The organism is Testudinibacter aquarius (genome assembly GCF_004342725.1).
GTDB classification, from domain to species: domain Bacteria; phylum Pseudomonadota; class Gammaproteobacteria; order Enterobacterales; family Pasteurellaceae; genus Chelonobacter; species Chelonobacter aquarius.
In genome coordinates this window covers 114,109-135,982 of sequence record NZ_SMCP01000002.1, presented here as the reverse complement: position 1 = coordinate 135,982, position 21,874 = coordinate 114,109, and the positions used below count along the sequence as shown (strand labels likewise).

General features: G+C 47.8%; 21 protein-coding genes and 1 pseudogene. 14 read left to right on the top strand and 8 right to left on the bottom strand.

Translation table 11 applies throughout. The features are described 5' to 3' along the window. Window positions 1–16: 16 nt before the first annotated feature. From EDC16_RS02430 to EDC16_RS02415, 4 genes are all read right to left on the bottom strand, one after another. A complete protein-coding gene (locus EDC16_RS02430) occupies window positions 17–1,981 on the bottom strand; it encodes a UvrD-helicase domain-containing protein (protein ID WP_132965054.1) in 1,965 nt (654 codons plus the stop codon). Further along, window positions 1,965–3,728 carry an ATP-dependent nuclease gene (locus EDC16_RS02425; RefSeq protein ID WP_132965052.1) on the bottom strand — a complete coding sequence of 588 codons (1,764 nt, stop codon included), beginning with the start codon at window positions 3,726–3,728 and terminating at the stop codon, window positions 1,965–1,967. The genes EDC16_RS02430 and EDC16_RS02425 overlap by 17 nt, the downstream gene beginning before the upstream one ends. A gap of 177 nt (window positions 3,729–3,905) precedes the next feature. Continuing rightward, on the bottom strand, window positions 3,906–4,256 hold the full coding sequence (locus tag EDC16_RS02420; RefSeq protein WP_132965050.1) for an MmcQ/YjbR family DNA-binding protein: 351 nt from the start codon (window positions 4,254–4,256) through the stop codon (window positions 3,906–3,908). Between the two features lie 33 nt (window positions 4,257–4,289). After that, a complete protein-coding gene (locus EDC16_RS02415; RefSeq protein ID WP_132965048.1) occupies window positions 4,290–5,189 on the bottom strand; it encodes a LysR family transcriptional regulator in 900 nt (299 codons plus the stop codon). 195 nt (window positions 5,190–5,384) lie between these two features. Here EDC16_RS02415 and EDC16_RS02410 point away from each other — a divergent pair. Then, window positions 5,385–6,128, top strand: a pseudogene (locus EDC16_RS02410) (BRO-N domain-containing protein); the annotation flags it as partial. 307 nt (window positions 6,129–6,435) lie between these two features. Here EDC16_RS02410 and EDC16_RS02405 read toward each other — a convergent pair. Further along, window positions 6,436–7,833: an alkyl/aryl-sulfatase gene (locus EDC16_RS02405; RefSeq protein WP_198362739.1), complete on the bottom strand. Its 1,398-nt coding sequence runs from the start codon at window positions 7,831–7,833 to the stop codon at window positions 6,436–6,438. Then, a complete protein-coding gene (locus EDC16_RS02400) occupies window positions 7,830–8,537 on the bottom strand; it encodes a glutathione S-transferase family protein (RefSeq protein WP_132965046.1) in 708 nt (235 codons plus the stop codon). The genes EDC16_RS02405 and EDC16_RS02400 overlap by 4 nt, the downstream gene beginning before the upstream one ends. Window positions 8,538–8,638: 101 nt before the next feature. On the opposite strand from EDC16_RS02400, the gene EDC16_RS02395 reads away from it, so the two are divergent. From EDC16_RS02395 to EDC16_RS02365, 7 genes are all read left to right on the top strand, one after another. Then, window positions 8,639–9,505, top strand: coding sequence for a LysR family transcriptional regulator (locus tag EDC16_RS02395; RefSeq protein WP_165894186.1), 867 nt, complete (start codon window positions 8,639–8,641; stop codon window positions 9,503–9,505). Window positions 9,506–9,671: 166 nt separating this feature from the next. Further along, window positions 9,672–10,505 (top strand): aminoglycoside phosphotransferase family protein, encoded by an 834-nt coding sequence (locus EDC16_RS02390; protein ID WP_157330462.1) that lies wholly within the window; start codon window positions 9,672–9,674, stop codon window positions 10,503–10,505. Between the two features lie 186 nt (window positions 10,506–10,691). Further along, entirely contained in the window at window positions 10,692–11,702 is a 1,011-nt protein-coding gene (locus EDC16_RS02385) for a PDDEXK nuclease domain-containing protein (protein ID WP_132965040.1), read from the top strand. 253 nt (window positions 11,703–11,955) lie between these two features. Further along, window positions 11,956–13,041, top strand: coding sequence for an alpha/beta hydrolase (locus EDC16_RS02380; protein ID WP_132965441.1), 1,086 nt, complete (start codon window positions 11,956–11,958; stop codon window positions 13,039–13,041). Window positions 13,042–13,106: 65 nt separating this feature from the next. Continuing rightward, entirely contained in the window at window positions 13,107–13,520 is a 414-nt protein-coding gene (locus EDC16_RS02375) for a cyclophilin-like fold protein (protein ID WP_198362738.1), read from the top strand. A gap of 154 nt (window positions 13,521–13,674) precedes the next feature. Further along, entirely contained in the window at window positions 13,675–14,736 is a 1,062-nt protein-coding gene (locus tag EDC16_RS02370) for an NADH:flavin oxidoreductase/NADH oxidase (protein ID WP_132965038.1), read from the top strand. Window positions 14,737–14,959: 223 nt separating this feature from the next. After that, window positions 14,960–16,159, top strand: a complete 1,200-nt coding sequence (locus EDC16_RS02365; RefSeq protein ID WP_132965037.1) for an ATP-binding protein — start codon at window positions 14,960–14,962, stop codon at window positions 16,157–16,159. A 75-nt stretch (window positions 16,160–16,234) separates the two neighbouring features. On the opposite strand, the gene EDC16_RS02360 is transcribed toward EDC16_RS02365, so the two are convergent. Further along, window positions 16,235–17,140, bottom strand: coding sequence for a LysR family transcriptional regulator (locus EDC16_RS02360; protein ID WP_332835429.1), 906 nt, complete (start codon window positions 17,138–17,140; stop codon window positions 16,235–16,237). A 108-nt stretch (window positions 17,141–17,248) separates the two neighbouring features. Between EDC16_RS02360 and EDC16_RS02355 the strand changes: the two genes are divergently transcribed. The 6 genes from EDC16_RS02355 (at window position 17,249) to EDC16_RS12800 (ending at window position 21,375) form a co-directional block, all read left to right on the top strand. After that, window positions 17,249–17,815: an NAD(P)H-dependent oxidoreductase gene (locus EDC16_RS02355; protein WP_132965035.1), complete on the top strand. Its 567-nt coding sequence runs from the start codon at window positions 17,249–17,251 to the stop codon at window positions 17,813–17,815. 10 nt (window positions 17,816–17,825) lie between these two features. Then, window positions 17,826–18,569: a putative quinol monooxygenase gene (locus EDC16_RS02350; RefSeq protein WP_132965033.1), complete on the top strand. Its 744-nt coding sequence runs from the start codon at window positions 17,826–17,828 to the stop codon at window positions 18,567–18,569. Next, window positions 18,566–18,868, top strand: coding sequence for a DUF1330 domain-containing protein (locus EDC16_RS02345; RefSeq protein ID WP_132965031.1), 303 nt, complete (start codon window positions 18,566–18,568; stop codon window positions 18,866–18,868). The genes EDC16_RS02350 and EDC16_RS02345 overlap by 4 nt, the downstream gene beginning before the upstream one ends. A gap of 185 nt (window positions 18,869–19,053) precedes the next feature. Continuing rightward, entirely contained in the window at window positions 19,054–20,037 is a 984-nt protein-coding gene (locus EDC16_RS02340; protein ID WP_132965029.1) for an aldo/keto reductase, read from the top strand. A gap of 26 nt (window positions 20,038–20,063) precedes the next feature. Continuing rightward, the gene (locus tag EDC16_RS02335; RefSeq protein ID WP_132965027.1) at window positions 20,064–20,684 is read left to right on the top strand and encodes an NAD(P)H-dependent oxidoreductase; all 621 of its coding nucleotides are present in this window, start codon (window positions 20,064–20,066) and stop codon (window positions 20,682–20,684) included. A 10-nt stretch (window positions 20,685–20,694) separates the two neighbouring features. Next, window positions 20,695–21,375 (top strand): DUF1330 domain-containing protein, encoded by a 681-nt coding sequence (locus EDC16_RS12800; RefSeq protein ID WP_232517222.1) that lies wholly within the window; start codon window positions 20,695–20,697, stop codon window positions 21,373–21,375. 80 nt (window positions 21,376–21,455) lie between these two features. Here EDC16_RS12800 and EDC16_RS02320 read toward each other — a convergent pair whose 3' ends face one another. After that, complete coding sequence (locus EDC16_RS02320) at window positions 21,456–21,758, bottom strand: FMN reductase (protein ID WP_132965025.1); 303 nt, start codon at window positions 21,756–21,758, stop codon at window positions 21,456–21,458. Window positions 21,759–21,874 lie beyond the last annotated feature (116 nt).

The following is a 21,874-nucleotide window of genomic DNA, read 5'->3' as shown; positions in this document are numbered from 1 at the left end:
TGATAGTTTGATGAGTTCAAGTTACAAATTTTATTTCCCATATATTTTTATCTATCATGTCTAGATGATTATCAAACCTGTCTTTATGTATTGCTATACAAAGTAAATCCGTTGGTCGTGAAAAACCAACATAAGCCATTTTTGCTGACTGTTTAATTAAGTTGTGGCTATTTTTTACTATCGTTAATGTTTCAGTAATAGATTGTGTACCTACAAACTGATTTCGTAATCTTTCAGATTCATAATTCCCACAACCTCTACTATAAAACGACTCCAAATACAATGTTGCACAATGCGTTTGCCCTTTTACTGCGTGAACACTGGTAATTTCAATTTTAAGCCCATCCTCTTCGTAATAATTTGTTGATGCCAAAATTTCAACATCTTCGTCAAAAATTTTAGGATTGTCATTATTTATAAAGTCTGAACTTACGGAAATAGTTTTGTTGAAAATAGTGAGTAAAATAGGAATATATTCTTTTATGCCATTCCAAACTTCATTTGTTTTTTCTTGAATTATTCCTATTGACCAATTGTAAAGGTTTAAATTTAATTCGTCATATTTTTCAATATCTTTTTCACGTATAGACTCAATTAATTTTTTCTTTGTGTATAGTCTGTCATCTGATGTGTTGATGCTCTCCAAACGGAAGATTTTCAAAAAAGCATTTAAGATATTTTTTCGAACAGGCTCTAATGTTTGCTTTTTCTCGTAGTATAACAAATAACTTTTCAGGTTGTCGTAATCTTGTTTAGGCTTGCCTTTTTCTTTTTTGAAACCTTTGTGATAATCTTCTAAACGTAGCTTTGTTACATTGTTACGACTTATATCATCATCTTTCCAATCTGTATTCCAACAGACAGCTTTGATAGGTTTTTCAGAATTGACTAAATTATTCTCTCGTACAATTTTAGAAAAATAAGGAATGATGTTTTCGATCGTTTCGTTTTCAAAAACCAAAATATGTGGTTTTATATTGCACTCATTTTTCCCAACAATATCAAAATTATTGTCGTTGTACAAAGCAAATTTTTTCACTACGTCTGCAATTGGTTTGCTTAATCGCTGACTTCCGTTTAGCCTTAAAACCTCCACTCTGTCTTGCCAAATATCTGTTGCTTTTACTGAATTATAAATTGCTTGGTTTTTGTCGCCAATTCTTTGAATTTTTGAAACGCTGTGTCCCTCATCATAAAATAATCTTTCCAACAGATTGTATTGATGCGTGTCCATATCCTGCATTTCATCCACAAAGACGAAGGAGAAACGTTTTTGAAGAATTGTTTTGATACTCGGAATTTCTTTCAAATACAATTCGGCTAAAAAATATGCGTCGTCATAATTCAAAACACCCGACTGTAAAATTTGAAGTTTTATCGTTTTAAAAGTTTTATAAGTTTGAGTATTACTATCGCTTCGTAAACTTATTGTTCCATTCATTCCGTTTGTCAAGTTTAAATCAATATCAAAACGGAAATTTTTAAATAAACTTTCTGGGTCGTGTTGCCGATTTAGCCACGTTTTTGCTGCGGAATTTGGTAAGTTGTTATATCGTTTTGTTGCAACTTCATCGTAAATTTCGTGGTCAATTCTGTTTGGTTTTTTCTTGTATTTATGAACGTAATATGGAATTGCCAAAAACTCATCAACAAAACTTTGTATTGTTCCTATGAAATTGGGGTAAGAAAAAAGTTTAGGGCAATGCTTTTGTATTTTTCCTTTTATTTCATCAATGGCAGCGTTGGTATGCGACAAAACTAAAATTCCCGAACCATCAATAAATGGAAGTTTACGTTCTAAAATAACCAACTTTCCCAATAAAGCCGTTGTTTTTCCACTTCCAGGGACGGCTTGTAAATCGATGGTATTAAAATTGCGGATAAATGCTTTATGTTCATCATCAAAGGTTTTACCCAAAGGTAGAAGCAATCGTTCCGCATAATAAATTTCTTCTTCGGTTATATTAATTCCCTGCAGCATACTCAATCGCTCTTATAAGATAATTAATTGTATCGCTTTCATGTTTTGAAATTGAAATCTCTTGAATTTCTTTTGTTAGATCTTCATCAAGGGCATTTGCGATGCTATAAGCAATTTCAGTTTTCTTCAAACCTTTATTGATTAACTTCTTTGCTAACGCTAACTCAAAATCCTTTTCCCAATCTGTTCCTGAGTGAATGGCTTTTGCTACATTTTGAAATACGGCTCTCAGACTTGTCGACTTAAATAATGAATACTCCAAAGTCCAATTTGGTGCTAAAAAATATTGAACGTTGTTTTCTGATTTTTTGTTTATGGTTGTTAGTGCGGTTTGTATTTCTTGTTGAACAATGTTTGCATCTCGTTTTACGAAATCGTTTCCGTTCTTTTCGTATTCTCTAATATCGGAATCGGTAATTACAGCAACAGGAATTTTCATATTGGGTTCTGTTTGTCGCAAGTAAATTTTTGCGTAATGGTCAAATCCCGTATGTCCGATGTTTACAACCGAAACGCCTTTTTCGGTTAAGTTAATTCCTATTGCCTTTGCAATGCTTGGTAACAAAATTTCTTCTGCCCAGCCTTCAACTAAAATCACACCTTTGGCAAAAAATAAATTGGCTTTTGTGGTGTCCAAAAACTTTTCTAAAAACTTGTAATTGTTTTTATCCAATTTGGTATAGGTTTCGCCCATTGGAAAAGCATTTTTGTTGTTACAAATAATCAGGTTTTCCAATTTCACTTTAGAAACTAAATTTGGACTGTGTGTAGTAAGAATAAGTTGAATGGTGTCTAATTTTTGCAACGCCTCAATTACCTGCATTTGTGCTTGTGGATGCAAATGTGCTTCTAACTCTTCAACCAAGCCCAAACGCAAACCGCTCCAATTCGATTTGTTTAAGTGAAGTAATTCGGCTGCCATAAACAAACGGTTCAGTGTCCCTAAGCCTGGATTTATTTCACCTTTTAATGACAAAGTGAGCTTTTCAAGTATGCTTTTGATGTCGTTTGACGTTGCACCAAATTCGGTCTCGTAATTGTTACCGTAAAAACCTTTGATGTAACCGTCAATTTTATCTTTTATCTGCTTGCCAACTTTGGGCTGACCTGTTCCATCATTTTCGTTGAAAAACTCTTCTAATTTGTTTTTTAAACCAGAAAAAATCTGTAACAACTCGTTATCGTTTTCTTTTCCTTTAAAGGCTTCATCGCCTAAAAGAATTTGTGATAAACGCGAGTTACGTTTTGCAACCAATTCATTTCCAGCATCACGCAGCGGCTTTAAGTATGTTATTTTCAGATATTCTTTTGCTTCTGCCGTGAGCAAATAACCGTCTTCATCAATACCTGCTTTTATATCAACGGGTAGTATTTTATCTGCTTGGCGTTTTACATCGTAGTTGAGTTTTAAAAATGGTTTTACATTTTCTCCTGTGCCATTCCAACCTAACAACTCTGTAAAATTTTTTGCTTCATTTGGTGTTAAATCATCAAAAGTTAATTCAATACGGAAACGGTTTGCATTGTTGTAAAAATCCTTATCATCAATTCTTATGTATTCATAACTATGCGTTTTCAGAACTAATTTTATGGCATCAATAATAGCTGTTTTTCCTGAGTCATTTTCACCAATAATAACGTTTAGGCCTTTTGTAAAATTTAAATCTAAATTCGGCTTTTCGAGGTTTATTGCACTGCTCGAACCGAATTTCTTAAAATTCCAGAGTTTAATATTTGATAAATACATAACTTAATAACCACAAATTATTTGTACATGCTCGCTAATAGGCTTCTCATAAAGCAGCCAAAAATCTAACCAAGAGGCTTGATGATACAGCAAATCAAGCATGATCACTATCGCCACTGCTACTAGTGGTGAAACATCGATTCGCTTAATATGTTGTAGCTATACCGCACTTTAACCTCAGCGGCTTAAATCATAACTGTCCGCCAACAGGCTGAAAATCGTTGCATCGTTCTGGCCGCCATCCAGCAGCACGCTGATCCAATGTTCTTTGTTCATGTGCCAGCCCGGAAATATCCCCGGCATGCTGCGCAGGGCGCCGATTAATTCCGGCGGTGCTTTTAGGTTGATGATGTCCACATTGGCGCCATCTACCAGCCCCAATTTGCTGCCAGGCACCCGCAGCAGGACGCAAAACCATTTGCGGTTGGGGTGGCGGAACACGGCGTAGTCGGGGTGTTTTTGCCACGGGTAATCCGGCGCTGCGCCGTATTGTTCGGCAATGTATGCCATCAGCTGTGCTCGTTGCATGATTTCTCCGTTGTTATCGGGCGGTTTTGGCTTTCAGGCAGCCTGAATAAACCGCCGCCCCACTATCCTTGCCAATTCCTCAAATACAAACTTCACCCGTGCAGGCACCGCGGTTTGTTGTTGGCGGTAGAGGTATACCGGCCACTGGATTTTGGGGATGTCGGCAAACAGCTCGACAACTTCGCCTGTTGCCAGTGCGTCGGCGCAGACGCAGTCTAAAATATGCCCGACCACCCGCCCTGATTTCACCGCGGCAAGGATGGCGTTCATCTCTTGGCTGTAAAACTGCGGATTGGCGTGGATTTGTTCGTCATCGTTGATGTGCCATGCCCAGGCTTTGCCGGTGTTTTCGTCGGCAAGGGCGGCGAGCGGGTAGCGCTTTTTGAGGTCGACAAAATTGGCTGGTTTGCCCAGTTTTGCCAGTAATTTGGGGGCGATGACGATTTTTTCGTGCATTTGTCCGATTTTTCTGGCGATTAAATTGCTGTCGGCGGCGAAACCGATGCGTATGCCCACGTCTATCTGTTTTTCCACCACGTTCAGGCGCTTGCCGCCCACTTGCCAATCCAGCGTGATGTGCGGATAGGGTTCAAGTGCGCTCAGAAGTTCGCCTAAAATCTCATCGTTAAACGGCAGAATCGGCATGGCAATCCGCACCACGCCGTGCATTTCGTCGTCGTTGCCCTGGCTTTGGAACAACTGCTCGCTCTCGTCCAACAGCCCTTGCGCCTTGGGCAAAAACTGCCGCCCGAAATCGCTCAACACAATCTGACGGGTGCTGCGAATAAACAGCGGCTCGCCCAAAGCACGCTCCAGCTCGGCGATGCTGCGGGTAATCACCGGGGCGGAAATGGCAAGGCGATGGGCGGTTTCTTTGAATTGCAGGGTTTCTGCTGCCACGCAGAAGACTTTTAGGGCGAATAATCTGTCCATTTTTGGCTCGTGTTTTTTTAAAAAAAAGGATGGTTTCTGTTTGGGTAATTATAAATGAATAAATGGCGGATTTATAGGGAATTATTGAGTTTTGGTGAAGTAGGAAAATGCCGCCTGAAACCGCACTTTGCCCTTTTTTTCTCTATCGCAATAAGCGTAAAATAAACGGCATACATGGGTTTTACGGGGCATAAGATGAATAAAGCAAACAACATACGGCTGTTTGAACAAAAACAAGTTCGCAGCCATTGGGATGAAGAGCAGGAGCAATGGTATTTTTCTATTGTTGATGTGGTTGGTGCATTGACCGACAGCATAGACCCACAAGCCTATTGGCGTAAGCTGAAACAGCGCTTAAAAGAAGAGGGAAACGAAACCGTGACAAATTGTCACGCTTTGAAGATGACGGCAAAAGACGGCAAGCTGAGAATGACCGATGTCGCCGACACCGAACAGCTTTTCCGCTTAATCCAATCCATTCCGTCGCCCAAAGCCGAGCCGTTCAAACTCTGGCTGACACAAGTCGCTTCCGAACGCTTGGACGAAATGCAAGACCCTGAATTGAGCATAGACCGTGCCTTAGAACAGTATTTGAACTTAGGCTATTCGGAAAATTGGATAAACCAGCGGCTGAAAAGTATTGAAATCCGCAAAGAGCTCACCGACGAATGGAAGAAACGCGGCTTGAAAGAGGGCGTTCAATTTGCTGTTTTGACCGACATCGTCACCAAAGCCTGGAGCGGTAAAAACACCAAAGAATACAAAATCCTCAAAGGCTTGAAAAAAGAAAACCTACGCGACAATATGACCAACACCGAGCTAATTTTGAATATGCTCGCCGAGGCTTCCACCAAAGACATTTCCCAATCCGAAAGCCCCGAAACTTTTGCAGAAAGTGCCAAAATCGCCAAACGCGGCGGCAACGTCGCCAGCGTCGCCTGATTAGAACTGGAATCGCAAACGGGTAAAAAAGTGGTAACCGCCTTGAATGCACAAAGCGGATTGAAAGGGAGTAAGCAACACATTGATAAAAAAGCAAAAGAAAAATAAAGGCTGAACTTTAGCCGTGAATAAAAATGCCGTCTGAAACCGCACTTTGATGTGCCAAGTTTCAGACGGCATGATTTTATAGTCGTTCCGTTAGTTTGATACAGCGTTGCTGCGCCTTGCCGTACTATCTGTACTGTCTGCGGCTTGCTGCCTTGTCTCAATCTAAATTGAAACGACTATATCAAGCGTATTTTTTCTAACCCATCAAACCCTTCGCCACCGCCACATAATAATGGCGGCTGTTGGCACTGGTTTCTTGGCGAGCCAAGAGCAGCAAGGCTTGGGCTTTGCATTGTTTGGCGGCTTGATTGTTGCCATCGCTTGCCAGCAGGATATCGGCAAGTTCCGCCGCCCATTGCGGGTCTTGCTTGTTCAAGGCATCACGTGCAGCGGCAAGCACGGCTTGTTGCCCGCCCATCATCGCGATGGTTTTGTCGGCTTTTTCTTTGGCGGGCAGCGGGTGAATGTGGGTCGGATTGCCGTCAAACCAGCCGATATACAGGCTGTAGATGCCGCGCACCGTCCAATCCACCGAGCCGTAGTATTCGCCCAAATACGGCAGCTTTGCGTATTTTTCAGGCAGGCGCACGGTTTCGGCGGTTTCGTCCATGCTCATGCCTTGGTTGATGCAGTTCAGCGTTTCGGTAAACACATAATCCAGGGCGTTGCGGAAGTTGGTCAGCTCTTCCTTAATTTTGGCTTTGCCGATCACAGGTCGGGTATGGCCGAGCAATAAGGCATTGGCGTTTAAGGCAATCAGTTTGTCCAGCGAGGCAATCCACGTATCCAAATCACGGCTTTGCCCGCCGCGCAGGGGCGAGGTGTTCGGCCAGCAGCCTGAATAATTGTCGCCGCAGCACACTACCTGATAGTCAGGCAGCCACACGTAAATCATGTCGTCCGCTTCGCCGGGAGCGGCAATCAGCTCAATCTTCACGCCGTCAATATTGCGGGCGATGTTGGTTTCGTTTTTGTACAGCGTGGATGGGGCGAGAAAGGCGCGTTTGGCACGGTTCAACGCCACGCCCTCACGAATGCCGTAGCCTTGCGACAACGCTTCTTCGTCACTCAATTCATAGCCCATTTGTTTGATGCCACGCTGTTCAAACACGTCTTTTAATTGGCTCATGCGCGGCAGTGACGGCTTGACAGGAGCAAAGGCGATAACTTCGGGCTGGCTATCGGCAAACACGCCTGCGCCGCCGCGGTGGTCTGGGTGACCGTGGGTGTAAATAATGGTTTTAACGGGCTTGTCGGTGCGTTCGGCAATCAGTTTTTTCAAGGTTTCGCCACGCACGTCGCTGTCCAGGCTGTCCACCAAAATCACTGATGTATCGCCGATGATAAACGCCGCATTGCTGTGGCCGTAGCCCACCGCTTGATAGACTTTGTTCGGCACGATTTCATGCACGCGGGTTTGATATTGCGCGGCAAAATCACGCAATTTCTGCTCACCGTTGGCTAATGTTTTTGGTGCAAAACTGACCGCACTTTTGCTTGTGTCGGCAAAGGCTTTGTTACCCAATACAGGCAAGGTCATGGAAACGGCACACAATTGGGCGAAATGGCGGCGGCTCAAGGCTTTGTTGCTCATTTGGCCGCTCCAAATACGCTTTGTTCAAACCTTGCCACATACGCCGCCACTTGCGGTTTGGTTTGCAGATAATCGCCCACTGCCCAGTCAAAATCACTCGCCAGCCAATTGGCAAACAAGCCTGCAAGGGTTGCGTCTATCGTGGTCGGCATATCGCCAAAGAAAAACGGCTTGTCGCCCAAATAGTTCAGCACCGCTTCAATATCGGCAATGGCAAAAGCGTAAATCTGCTCCGCCGAATGACGACCCAAGCCGTGTCCGTGCATTTCGTTGCGCACGTTTTCACGCATGGCGGCAGCAATGGCAGGCTTCATCTCGGCAGGCGCACCGCCCAACATCTCGTTCAGCAAAAAAGCGTCGCCCGCAGGGTCAAGAAAACGGGCATACACACCAGCCCAATACGTCCGCTCTTCCAACATCACCCGAAACGCACGCCCCACGGCTTGTTGTTCTGCACTCAAAGTGCGGTCAATATCCAGCGAATAATGTTGCACCAAATGGGCTTTGATCAATTCACTGTCGGCTATCAGCTGCTCGCCGTCTTGCAACACTGGCACTTTGCCTTTTGGCATTTTTGAAAAATCCGCCACATATTCAAGCTCATATGCCACACCGCTCATGACAAGCAGGGCTTCGGCTTTGTAAGCGAAAGGGGAAAATGAACGGCTGTTGGCGTTGCCGGGTACGGTGAAAAATTTAAACATTTGGGCTGTCCTCTTGATAAAATTTGGGGTATTTTACGCTATTCAAATTTGAATTAAAATAAATTAAAATGAGAAACCAATCGCCAAAAATGGAAAACAAAATGAACCTGAACGCCGTCAAACTTTTCACCGCCGTGGTGCAGCAAGGCAGCCTGTTGGGGGCAGCACAGCAAACCGGCGTGGCAGTGGCAACGCTAAGCCGTAAAATCGGCGAGCTTGAAAAATCGCTGAACGTGCAACTGCTCGAACGCTCCAGCCAGGGCGTAAAACCCACGCTGATTGGGCAGCAATTGTTTGAGCAAAGCCAAACCAGCATTGACACATTGGACGAAATCGCCCGCAATATCCAAAGCAACCAGCAGCATATCAAGGGCAAATTGCGGCTCTCCATTCCGCAGGCGTTCGAGCGGATTTGGACGATGATTGATGAGTTTCAGACGGCCTTCCCTGATATTGAGCTACATATTTTGGCAAGCGACCGCAAGCTGGATTTGCTCGCAGACGGCATAGATGCCGCCATTCGTGTGGGCGATTTGCAGACCGACAGCCTGATTGCCAAGCCCTTAAGCCCAATTCGTCACAAACTGGTGGCAAGCCCTGATTTTATTACCAAACACGGTATGCCACACACGCCCGGCAGTCTGCAAAATTATCCGCTTACCGCATGGACAGCCACCGCCGAGCAAACCGCCACTTGGCACTTGGGCAAAACAAAACTGCCCATCAAACCGCACTTTTCCAGCAACGATTATCAGCATATCAAACACCATGTTCTGCACGGCAAAGCGATTGGCGAGCTGCCTGATTTTCTCGCCAATCCGTTGATTGATAAAGGGGATCTTGTGGCGATTTTGCCTGACTACCCATTTCCCGCAACGCCTGTACATTTGCTGTATCCAGCACACAAGCTGCCGTCTAGTGTGGTGCGGGCGTGGGTGGGGTTTTGTGGGGAGTGGGATAATGAATGAGTCATGCCGTCTGAAACCGCACTTTGATGTGCCAAGTTTCAGACGGCATTTTTCTTGCATCAAATCCCAAGCGGGGCGGTAATGTGGTGCGAATAAAGGCTTCAAAGAAACAAACTCAACTATTATGCTTAAAAACCATCAAACCAAACAACATCAAGGGGAAAACATGATTGACACAATCCACGATATTCCGAATGCCGACACATTTGCAAAAATCAACATCATCAATAAAGGTTGGTCGGACGATAAAAAATATTGCATAACAACCATTGATGGCGAAAAACGATTGCTGCGTGTTTCGGATATTGCCGAGTATGAACACAAAAAATACGAATTTGAATTGATGAAGCGTTTTTCAGTGACTGGCATCAAGATGTCACAGCCGCTTGATTTCGGCGTATGCAACAAGGGGCAAAACGTTTATCAGCTGCTGACCTGGTGCGAGGGTGAGGAGGCAAAAGAACGGCTCCCTTCGCTTTCAGAAAGCACGCAATATGGCTTCGGCTGCCAAGCAGGGCAAATGCTGAAAACCATGCAGGCAGTTGAAAGTCATCCGCCTTCCGCCAATTGGGCGACGATATATGGCGGCAAGGTCAAAAAATATCTTGAAGATTATCACGCCTGCGGCGAAACATTGTTTGGCGGCGAGCTGCTGCTTGCTTTTATAGACAAGCATATCTCTTGCTTGCAGCACCGCCCGATGAGCCTGTTGCACGCCGATTTTCAGTCCGACAATATGGTGATTTCACCGCAAAACGAGCTGTATGTGATTGACTTTCAAGGCAGCGGTTTGGTCGATCCTTATTATGCGCTGACAGGGGCAATGGTTACAGCAGAGGTGAGCCCACCGTTTGCCATTGGGCAGCTTCGTAGCTATTTTGGCGATGTGCCGGCGGATTTTTGGACGCTCAATGCGTTTTATCTGGCGGCGGAAAGCATTCACGCCTTTACGGTGGCGCTCACTTTGGCAAAGAAGAGGTGGATTATTCAAACGAAATGATGCAGATGATGCTGGCGTGGTTTGATCATTTGAACACCCTTGTGCCAAGTTGGTTTGGTGAGAAAGCGTATTCGGGGCGTTTTTGGGGCTGACGATGATGTTCGCCAGCATTGTATTGCGTTCTATTTACCTCTCTGATTTTGTGCTAAATTATCCAAAATCAGAAAGCCGATAAAGGAAAAAACAATGAGCAAAGAACTGATAAGCAGTAGCGATTACAGTGAAATCTTGCAACAAGCCATTAGCCAAATTTACACCACCAGAGCCCGAGTTGCCAAGCAAATCAATGGGGCGGTGAATTCGGTGTATTGGCTTTTGGGCAAATTGCTGTTTGACAGGCAGTTAGCGGAAGGATACGGCAGTGCGGTGGTGAAGCAGCTTTCAGCCGATCTCAAAAATGAATTTCCAGATATGGGGCTGTCGCCACGCAATCTGTGGGATATGAAGCGTTTTTACGAGCGTTATTATCAGGCAGATGAAAAACTGCGACAGGCTGTCGCAGTTTTGCCATGGGGGCATAATTTATTGTTGTTAAACAAGGTTCAATCTTTAGCAGCAATCGCCTTTTATGCCAATGAAGTGATTAGCAAAGGCTGGTCAAGAGATTTGCTGCTCAACGCCATCAAAATGGACACATTCCGCCATACCCAAACGCAATTGCAAACCAATAATTTCAACGAAACCTTATTGCCGATCAGTGCCGACTACGCCAACGAAGTCTTTAAAAATTCTTATAATCTCGGCTTTTTAGGCATTACCGAACCCATCAAAGAGCAAGAATTGGAAAAAAGACTGACGGAGAAAATCAAGTCGTTTGTGTTGGAATTGGGCAAAGGCTTTTCTTTCATCGGCAATCAATACCGCTTGGAATACAACCAAAAAGAGTATTTTGTCGATATGCTGTTTTTCCATCGTGGCTTGCGTTCGCTGGTGGCAATTGAATTAAAAATCGGCAGTTTCAAAGCAGAATATGTGGGCAAGATGAATTTTTATCTGACCCTGATGGACAAATTGGAAAAAAGTGAACATGAAAACCCATCCATCGGCATTATTCTTTGTGCCGAAAAAGATCGCTTGGACGTAGAAATCGCCTTGCAAGACATCAACAAACCCATCGGCGTATCAGATTATCAGCTTTTGCTGCCAAAAGACGAACTGCAAACCTTGGTGTTGAATGAATTAAACAAGGAAATATAGCGGACGTTGATAACCCCCGCAAAATCTACCTCTTGTTATGGCAAATACCGTCTGAAACCGCACTTTGATGTGCCACGTTTCAGACGGCATTTTTCATGCATTCGTCCGCTTTATAATTTCTGTTTCGTTAATTATAAATTAACAAATAGCAAATTTACAGACAATTATCGGTTTTTTATAATAAGCCCAACAGTAAACACAAAAGTATCAAACACCAACGCATCAAGCAAAGGGGCAATCCATGACCAAATCCATGAAACAACTGCTGACCATCACCGCCATGAGCGCCGGTCTATCGTTCGCTTCGGCTTCTGCCTTGGCGCAAGTTTCCATTCACAGCAATATTAAGGGCAATACTATGCAAACAGTTAGTACGCAATGGGACAAGATTTTTCCGCAATCAGATCAGGTAACGCAGCAAAAAGTGCAGTTTAAAAACCGCTACGGTATTACTTTGGTGGCGGATTTATACCTGCCGAAAAATGCGCCGAAAAACGCCAAAGGCAAGCTGCCTGCGATTGCGGTGGCGGGTGCATTTGGGGCGGTGAAGGAGCAATCATCAGGCTTGTACGCCCAAGAACTTGCGAAGCGTGGTTTTGCCACACTGGCGTTTGATCCGTCATTTACAGGGGAAAGTGGCGGCGAGCCGCGCAATGTGGCCAGCCCCGACATCAACACCGAAGATTTCAGTGCGGCGGTGGATTTTTTGAGCAATCAGGATTTTATTGATGCCGAGCGTATCGGTGTGTTGGGCATTTGCGGTTGGGGCGGCATGGCGTTGAACGTCGCCAGCATGGACACCCGCATCAAAGCCACCGCCACCAGCACCATGTATGATATGTCGCAAGTGATGGCAAACGGCTACAACAACAGCGTGGACGAAGCGGCACGTTATGCGATGTTGCAAGGCCTGAACGCCCAACGCAGTGCTGATTTCAAAGCGGGCGAATTCGCCCCCAGCAGCAATAATCTACCCGAAAAGTTAAGCGGTGAAGAACCATGGTTTGTGAAGGAATATTGGGCGTTTTACAAAACCCCGCGCGGCTTCCACCCGCGTGCGGTCAATTCCAACGCCGCCTGGACGGCAACCACACCGCTGTCGTTCATCAATATGCCGCTGCTGCAACGCGCCGGCGAAATTCAACATCCGGTGCTGCTGGTACACGGCGAAAACGCCCATTCGCGCTACTTCAGCGAAGACGCGTTTAAAAAACTCAAAGGTGACAATAAAGAACTGTATATCGTGCCAAACGCCACCCATGTTGATTTATACGATTACCAATCAGGCAAAATTCCGTTTGATAAGTTTGAACAGTTCTTTAAGGCGAATTTGAAGTAAACGGATATTACAGGCTGCCTGAAACCGCACTTATGTGTGAAGTTTCAGACGGCTTGGCGTAGCTTATGAAAGCCCTGATTTATGCCTTGATTATCTTATTCAGCCACACCGCCGCCGCACAGGAGCCAACCATGAAAATCAAAATCACCCTTGGTCATCAAATCCATACTGCCACGCTGGAAGACAACCCCAGCACACAAGCCTTGCTCAAGCAACTGCCGCTCAGCCCGCCTGCGGAAAACTACGGCGGCATTGAAAAAATCGCCTACCTGCCGCAAAAACTGCCCGACAGCCCAAACCACAACGGCAATTTCGCGCCCAACGCAGGCGACGTCACCTACTACGCCCCGTGGGGCAATCTCGCCTTGTTTTACGGCAGCACCAACCCTGCCAACGGTTTGGTTTATTTAGGGCGTTTTGATGGTGAATTCAAACCCTTGGTAACGGCAAATCAGATAACGATTGAACGGATTGAGTAAATTGGCATAACACTAAGATTTTTTGACTGCACTTTTTGCTTTGGAAAAATGTTGTTGATTGACATCTTTTCCTCTGCAAAAATGTGATTTTTGGGGCTAGTGGAAGAAATACCGTCTGAAACCGCACTTTAACCGACCAAGCAGGACTATCAACATGGCAAAATTTCGTTATTTGACCACGCCGTTTCGCGTAAAAAACCTTGAACTCAAAAACCGGGTGGTGATGCCGCCGATGTGCACCTACAGCGCCACCGACGGCGTGCCCAACGACTGGCATTTCGTGCATTACAGCGCCCGCGCCATCGGCGGCGTGGGGCTGATTATCGTTGAGATGACCAATATCGCCCCGAACGGCCGCATCACCCCCAACTGTTTGGGCTTGTGGAATGACGAACAGCGCGACGCTTTCAAACGCATTGTCGATGCCGCCCATCAATACGGCAGCAAAATTGCGATACAAATCGCCCATGCGGGGCGTAAAGCATTGGGACATGATTATGTGGACGCCCCGTCGCCGATTTTGTACGACGGCGATGACAAAGACCCGCGCTGGAGCTATCAAACACCGCGTGATTTAAGCACCGACGAGGTCAAAGGCTTGGTGCAGAAGTATGCCGAAGCAGTCAAACGGGCGGTGGAAGCTGGTTTTGATGCCATCGAAATCCACGGCGCACACGGCTATCTGATTCATGAATTCCATTCATTCAAAGCCAACCAGCGCAGCGATGAATACGGGCAGGACAAAATGCTGTTTGGCGAGCAGGTGATTCAAGCCGCCAAAGCGGTGATGCCTGCCGAGATGCCGCTGTTGGTGCGCATTTCCGCGCAAGAATACGCCAAAGGCGGCTACAGCAAAGAGCACGGGCTTGAAGTGGCAAAACGTTATGCGGCGGCAGGAGCGGACGTGTTGCACGTCAGCGGCGGAGGCGACGGCACGCCAGACCGGGCGCACAGCCCCAGCATTCAGGCAGGCTATCAGGTGTATTTGGCAAGAGCGGTCAAGCAGGCAACACAAAAACCGGTGATTGCGGTCGGTATGTTGGAAGATCCGGCGGTGGCGGATTATGTATTGGCCAGCGGCGATGCTGATTTGGTCGCCATCGGACGCGGCTTATTGCGTGATCCGCACTGGCTGCTGAATGCGCAATACCACCAAAACGGCAAAGACAGCGCGCCGATGCAATTTGTGCCACGCCAGTACCAGCGCGGATTTTAAGGCATTTTGGCATTTGAATATCATAATCAGGCTGCCTGAAACCGCACTTTGAATGTTTTTAAACGGCGTAAACCGAGGTTTACGCCGTTTTGGTTTGGGATGGGCAAATTCAAGTATGATTGAAATTTCTTTATAATTATTAATAATTTCAAGTATACTTGAAATTGTTCTAATAATTCCATAAAATTCAATCATACTTGAAATTGACCCGGTGAGGTGAGTGATGCTAGCGCGTGATCATTATTTGCAATGGCTAATTGATGTAAAAGACAATGAATTTATCAAAGTGATCACCGGCGTTCGCCGTTCGGGGAAATCGGTAATTTTGCAGCTTTATCAGGACTATCTGCTTGCGCAGTCGGTGTTGCCGCAAAATATTCTGTTTTATAATTTTGAACACCCGGCCAATTTTAGATTCACCGATGCCGGTGTGTTATTTGATCATATTCAACAGCAAACGCAAGGGTTGAATGGTAAGATCTATTTTATTTTTGATGAAATTCAAGAAGTAAATGATTGGCAAAAACTGGTGAACGGTTTGAGGGTTGCATTTGATGCCGATATTTATATTACGGGTTCGAATGCGAATTTATTATCCGGTGAATTAGCCACTTATTTGGCCGGGCGTTATCTTGAATTGCATGTTTACCCGTTGAGCTTTAAGGAATTTGTCGACTATAAACAGCTTAATCATAATTCAGCCAGCCCGGACTTGCTGTTTGATGAATATTTAAAATGGGGTGGTTTTCCGGTATTGCCAAGCGTGCAAAATGATGCCGTGAAAAAGGAGATTTTAAACGGCATTTATAGCAGCATCGTGTTAAAAGATGTTGCCGCACGAGGTAATATTCGTGAAATCAATTTATTAGAACGGGTGATTGCCTATTTACTGGATGTTATCGGCTCATCAGTTTCTATCAAGAAAATCGCCGACACCATCAACAGTAGTGGCATTAAAACCAACCCCACCAGCATTGATAAATATATTCAGTTATTAAAAGAATCGTTTATTTTCTACGAGGCTAACCGCTATGATATTCGTGGTAAAGTGCGGTTAAAAATGCAGGCGAAATATTATGTGGTAGACAGCGGAATCCGCAATAATACGCTGGGGCAAATAGGCAGCATCGGTTCGCAGTTAGAAAATATTATTTTTATTGAATTAAAACGGCGTGGTTATGAAGTATTTGTCGGCAAATGGGATGCCGAAGAAATTGATTTTGTGTGCTTTAAAGGCGAACAGAAAAAATATATCCAAGTTGCTTACCAATTGCCTGAAAATAATGATCGGGAACAACGAAATTTGTTGCACATCAATGATAATTATCAAAAAATCATTTTAACGCTAAATCGAATGAATGTCGGCAGTATTGACGGCATCCCGGTACTATATGCCATAGATTGGCTGTTGGGCGATGATTAACGGTATATTATGTCGCCCAACCGCACTTTTGAATATATTGGGGAATATAGGGCAAAACCGTTCAGGCAGCCTTTTTTATACGCTCGCCATTTTCTCCGCCAAAAAATCAATCAGCACCCGGATGCGTTTGGCTTTTTGGCTGTGCTGCGGATAATACAGCGACAGCGGCGGGTAATGTTTCCAGTGCCGCTCCAGCACGGGGATGAAGTCGGCGGCGTCGGCTTCCAGCGCCAAAATCGGCTCGAACACGCGCCCGATGCCCAGCCCTTGGCGCACGGCGTCCAGCACCACTTCCAAGCTGTTCACAATTAACGGGGTTGGCATTTCGATGTTCACCTCGTGTCCGTTTTCATGCAAACTCAGCGGAAACAGGCTGTTGGCGGTCATAAAACGAAAACCGATCAGCTTATGTTGCGCCAATTCCGCCAAACTTTGCGGCACGCCAAATTGGTCGGCGTAGGCTTTCGACACATACAAACCGCCCCTGAACGGCGGCAACAGTTTGCGTGCCACCCGATTTTCTTCGATGGCGTGCCCAAAGCGAATCCCCAAATCGAAGCCTTCTTTGATGATGTCCACCGTGCCGTCATACATCGAAATTTCCAATTCCACCTGCGGATAGCGGCGGCAAAATTCGGCAAAGTGCGGTTTTAACACCAGCAGATAGGCGATGCGCGGCACGGTTATCCGCACCCTGCCCGCAGGCGTTTGCCCTAAATCGTGTACACTCTCCACCGCATATTGCAGCGACTGCACCGCCTCGCCCGTGCGCGCCAGCAGCAGGCTGCCCGCTTCGGTCAGCTCCAGCTTGCGGGTGGTGCGGTTGAACAGCGGCAGGCCGATGTGTTCTTCCAGTTGTTTCAAGGATTTGCTCACCGCAGGCGCGCCGATTTCGAGCTGGCGCGCGGCGGTGGAAATGCTGCCTTGGGCGGCGATGGTGTGGAACACGGTGAGTTGTCCGTAAATGGCGCTGTGCATCATTGTTTCCTTTTGGGAAAATATATTTGTGCTTATCATACGATAGTAATGGTTAATAAAGCAATTTATACTGTGCTCAATTCATCCATCGGCTATCTTTAGGAGCAAACAATGAGCCAAGTATTAATCATTTCGGGACACCCGAATCTAGCGCAATCCAGCGCCAACCAAACCATTCTCGCCGCCTTGCAGCAAGGCTTGGGCGAGGCCGCCGAAATCCGCCGTTTAGACCGCTTGTATGCCGACGGCAATATCGACGTGGCCGCCGAACAAGCCGCGTTGCGTGCCGCCGAGGTGGTGGTGTGGCAGTTTCCGCTGCACTGGTATGCGCTGCCCGCGCTGATGAAAAAATACCTCGACGAGGTGTATGTTTACGGCTTTGCCCACGGCAGCAGCGGCACCGCCCTGCACGGCAAAAAACTGTTGGCGTCGTTTACCGCCGGTGCGCCGGGCGAGCTGTATCAAACCGGCAAGGCGATGAATTTCCCGATGGAAGCCTTTCTGCCGCCGTTGCAGCAAAGCGCCACCCTGTGCGGCATGGAGTGGCAGCCGCCGGTGTATTCCACCGGCATGACGTATATCCCCGGTGTCAACAGCGCCGAGGATTTGGCGGCGGTGCAACACAAAGCCCGCGCACACGCCGAACGGGTGCTGGCGCACATCCGCAGCCTGATTTAAGGAGGCAATCATGACTTTAAGCAAATGGCTGCTGGCCACCGCCCTTGCCACCGGCACCTTGGCGCAAGCCGCGCCGATTGTGAACCTGTTTGAGCTCGGTGTTGCCGCCGGTAAAAACGCCGACTATCAAGCCGTGGGCGAACACAACATCACCACCTCGCTGGCCGCCGAAGCGGGCACACTGGCGATGTATTCCGTGCGCAGCAAAGCCGATGCAAACTTGGCGTATATGTTTGAAATCTATGCCGATGAGGCGGCGTATCAAGCCCATTTGCAATCGCCGCAATATCAGGCTTTTTTACAGGCAGTCCCAAGCATCCTCACCGACCGCAAACAGAAAACCGAGCTGGTGCCGCGGTTTTTGGGCGACAAAAAAATCGCGCCCGGCGCCGACATCCGCACCAATTTGGTGGTGGTAGAAGTCAAACCGCCATTCAATCAAGACTTCTACCGCCTGGTCAGCGCAGAAATGCAGCAATCGCTGCAAGCCGAAAACGGCGTGCTGGCGATGTATGCCGCCACCGCCAAAGAAGCGCCGCAGCGTTGGTATTTCTTTGAAATTTACGCCGATGAAGCGGCCTATCAACGCCACCGCCAAACACCGCACTTTCAGCATTACCTGCAAACCAGCGCGGCAATGGTGCAAGACAAACAGTTTATTCAAATCCAGCCGATGCTATTGGGCAATAAAGGCTACCTGAACTTTCAGGCAGCCCCGCCGCAAAGCGAAGCCACACAGGAGCATTCAAAATGAGCCATCCCGCCTATTTTATTCTTGAGGTGACCATCAAAGACCACGAAGCCATGCAACCCTATCTGGACAAAGCCGCCGCCAGCCTTACCGCATTCGGCGGCGTGCCGATTGCCAGCAGCGGCAACATCGTACCGCTCGAAGGCAACGCACCCGCAGCCGACAGCAAAGTAGTGATGCTGCGGTTTGACAGCATGGAAACCGCGCAAGCCTGGTACCACTCGCCCGACTACCAAGCCATCCTCGGCCACCGCCTGCAAGCGGCGGACAACCGCGCGTATTTGGTGGAAGGCGTGGCTTAGTTTTAATCGTAATGAAATAACCATGCCGTCTGAAACCGCACTTTCAGACGGCCTGCTTTGGCTTTATTCTTTCCTTTAGGGAAGTAATGGTTTCACCAACGCCCATCTAGTAAAGCGTAATCGGCATCTTTATACTGCTTGCATCGAAACAAACTGATTACTGAAACAGCAAGAGGAATCCAACCATGAACACATTATCTAAAACCGCCCCGAAAATCGCTCCGAAAATCGCATTAGGCACCTGGTCTTGGGGTGCGGGCTTTGCCGGTGGCGACCAAGTATTCGGCAACCATTTGAGCGACGCACAAATGCAGGCGGTGTTCGATGTCGCCGTGCAGGCAGATTTAAACCTGTGGGACACCGCCGCCGTGTACGGCATGGGCAGCTCGGAAACTGCATTGGGCGCACAAATCCGCCGCCATTTGCAAAGCCACCGCCGCGACAGCCTGCTGATTTCCACCAAGTTCACCCCGCAAATCGCCGACGCCCAATCCGCCACGCCGGTGGCCGACATGCTGGCGCAAAGCTGCGAACGCCTCGGCACCGACTCCGTTGACTTGTATTGGGTACACAACCCCACCGACCTCAATCGCTGGACCAGCCAGTTTGTGCCGCTGCTGAAAAGCGGCAAAATCAAAGGTTTCGGCGTGTCCAACCACAATCTGGAGCAAATCAAATTGGTGAACGACACCCTGGCCAAAGCAGGCTGCCGCATTGCGGCGGTACAAAACCACTACAGCCTGCTGTACCGCGCTTCGGAACACGCCGGGATTTTGGATTACTGCCAAGCCAACGGCATCACTTTTTTTGCCTATATGGTGTTGGAACAAGGCGCATTGAGCGGGCGCTACAACAGCCAAAACCCGCTGCCTGAAGGCAGTGGCCGCGCCGAAAGCTACAACAAAGTGCTGCCGCAACTGCAAACCCTCACCGATGCCATGCAGCAAATCGGCGCACGCCATCAGGCCAACGCCGCCCAAATCGCCATTGCCTGGGCGATTGCCAAAGGCACCTTGCCGCTGATTGGCGCCACCAAACCGCAGCATGTTAGCGACGCCGCCGCAGCCGCCGCTATTGTGTTAACCACTGAAGAAATCGCCACGCTGGAGCGCTTGGCAGAGCAAACCGGGGTGGATACCAAAGGCGCATGGGAGCCGGAGATGGCGTAAGCCAATAGATAAATAAGGAGAATTTTATGCAAAGCAGACGTGAAGTTATCAAAGCAGGGCTGGTGTTAGGCGCAGCCGCAGTCACAGGCGGTGTGTTGTTTGCCACAGGCAGCAAAACCGCCCAAGCCGCACCCCAGCAAAGCCATATCAAAACCCTGGTGATTGTGTCGCACCCCTACCCCGAACGCTCAGTGCTGACCAAAGGGCTGCAAGCCGCAGCGGAAAGTGTGGCGGGCGTAACCGTGCGCAATCTGGAAACGATTTACGGCTTCGACACCCGCGCCATCAATGGCGACGAAGAGCGGCGCATCACCCGCGAACACGACCGCATTGTGTTTGTATTCCCCACCCACTGGTTCAATATCCCGCCGATGATGAAGGCTTATCTGAACGACACTTGGGGCAGCGTCGGCCCCGGTTTGTGGCAGGGCAAAGAGATGCTGGTGGTGTCCACCGCCGCCGGTGGCAGCTCCACTTACGGGCAAAACGGGCGCATCGGCGTGCCGCTTGCCGAGGTGTTTTTGCCGATGAAAGCCAGCGCATTGCACGCCGGCATGACATATTTACCGCCTTTGGTGTTTGAAAGCGCTAGCAGCGGCAGGCTGCCTGAATACCAACAACAATTGATTGAACGTTTAACCCAATAAGGAAACCGTAATGAAAAAACGACTGATCGCACTTTTATTTACCGGCCTGCTGGCGGCAACAAGCCTCGCCCACGCCGCACCGGCGTATGTAATCTCCGAATTCCAGCTCACCGATGCCGACAGCGTCAAACCCTACCGCGCACAAATGCCCGACACCCTCAAAGCCCACGGCGGCCAATTTCTCGCCCGCGGCGGCAAAGCCGAACGCAAAGAGGGGATTGCGCCGATGGGCGGTGTGGTGATCATCAAATTCGACAGCCCGGAGCAAGCCAAAAATTGGTACAACTCCGATGCCTACCAAAGCATCAAACCGATCCGCCAACGCAGCGGCAACACCCGCAGCATTTTGGTGGAAGGCTTGGACGAACAAGCTGGCTCGATTAGCCGAAACGGCACGCCGCACGCCTATTACATCGCCGAATTCGAACCCACCGACAGCCAAGGTATGCGCCCTTACAGCGAAAAAGTCGAAAGCCTGTTCGCTCCTTATAGCGGCCGCTACATCGTGCGCGGCAAATCCGCCGAAGAAGTGGAAGGCTTCGGCAGCCAGGGGCGCATGGTGGTGATTGAATTCGACAGCCTGCAACAGGCGCAAAACTGGTACAACTCGCCCGAATACGCCGAGTTGCGCAAAATCCGCTGGCAAAGCGGCAATACCCGCGCCATGATTGTGGAAGGCGTAGCGCAGTAACTGCCCCAACACCAGGCTGCCTGAAATATAGTGAAATCACTAAAATCTGTTTTTTCAGGCAGCCTTTACTCTCAATAAACCTACGCCCGCTCTTTTCTGAAGCCGTCTTTCAAAATCGCCCACAGCGTTTTCCAGGCGGAATAGCCGGGTTGCGGTGGCAAGCCTGAACCGAGCAGGTGCAGTTGTTTGGTGTACCAATATAGCTCCAAAAATCCACCGACTTTTTGGTCGATCATTTTCACACCGGTGCGCACAGGCGGGGTGGCCACTTTTTGCACGCTGCCGTTTAGTAATTTATTCGCCACATCAGGCATCACGGCATAGGGTTTTGCCATGCCCACTATGTCGACACTGCCGTCGGCAAGGGCGTCGTTCATGGCCATCAGGCTGCCGCTACTATTGTGTTAACCACTGAGGAAATCGCCACGCTGGAGCGCTTGGCAGAGCAAACCGGGGTGGACACCAAAGGCGCGTGGGAGCCGGAGATGGCGTGATGGTA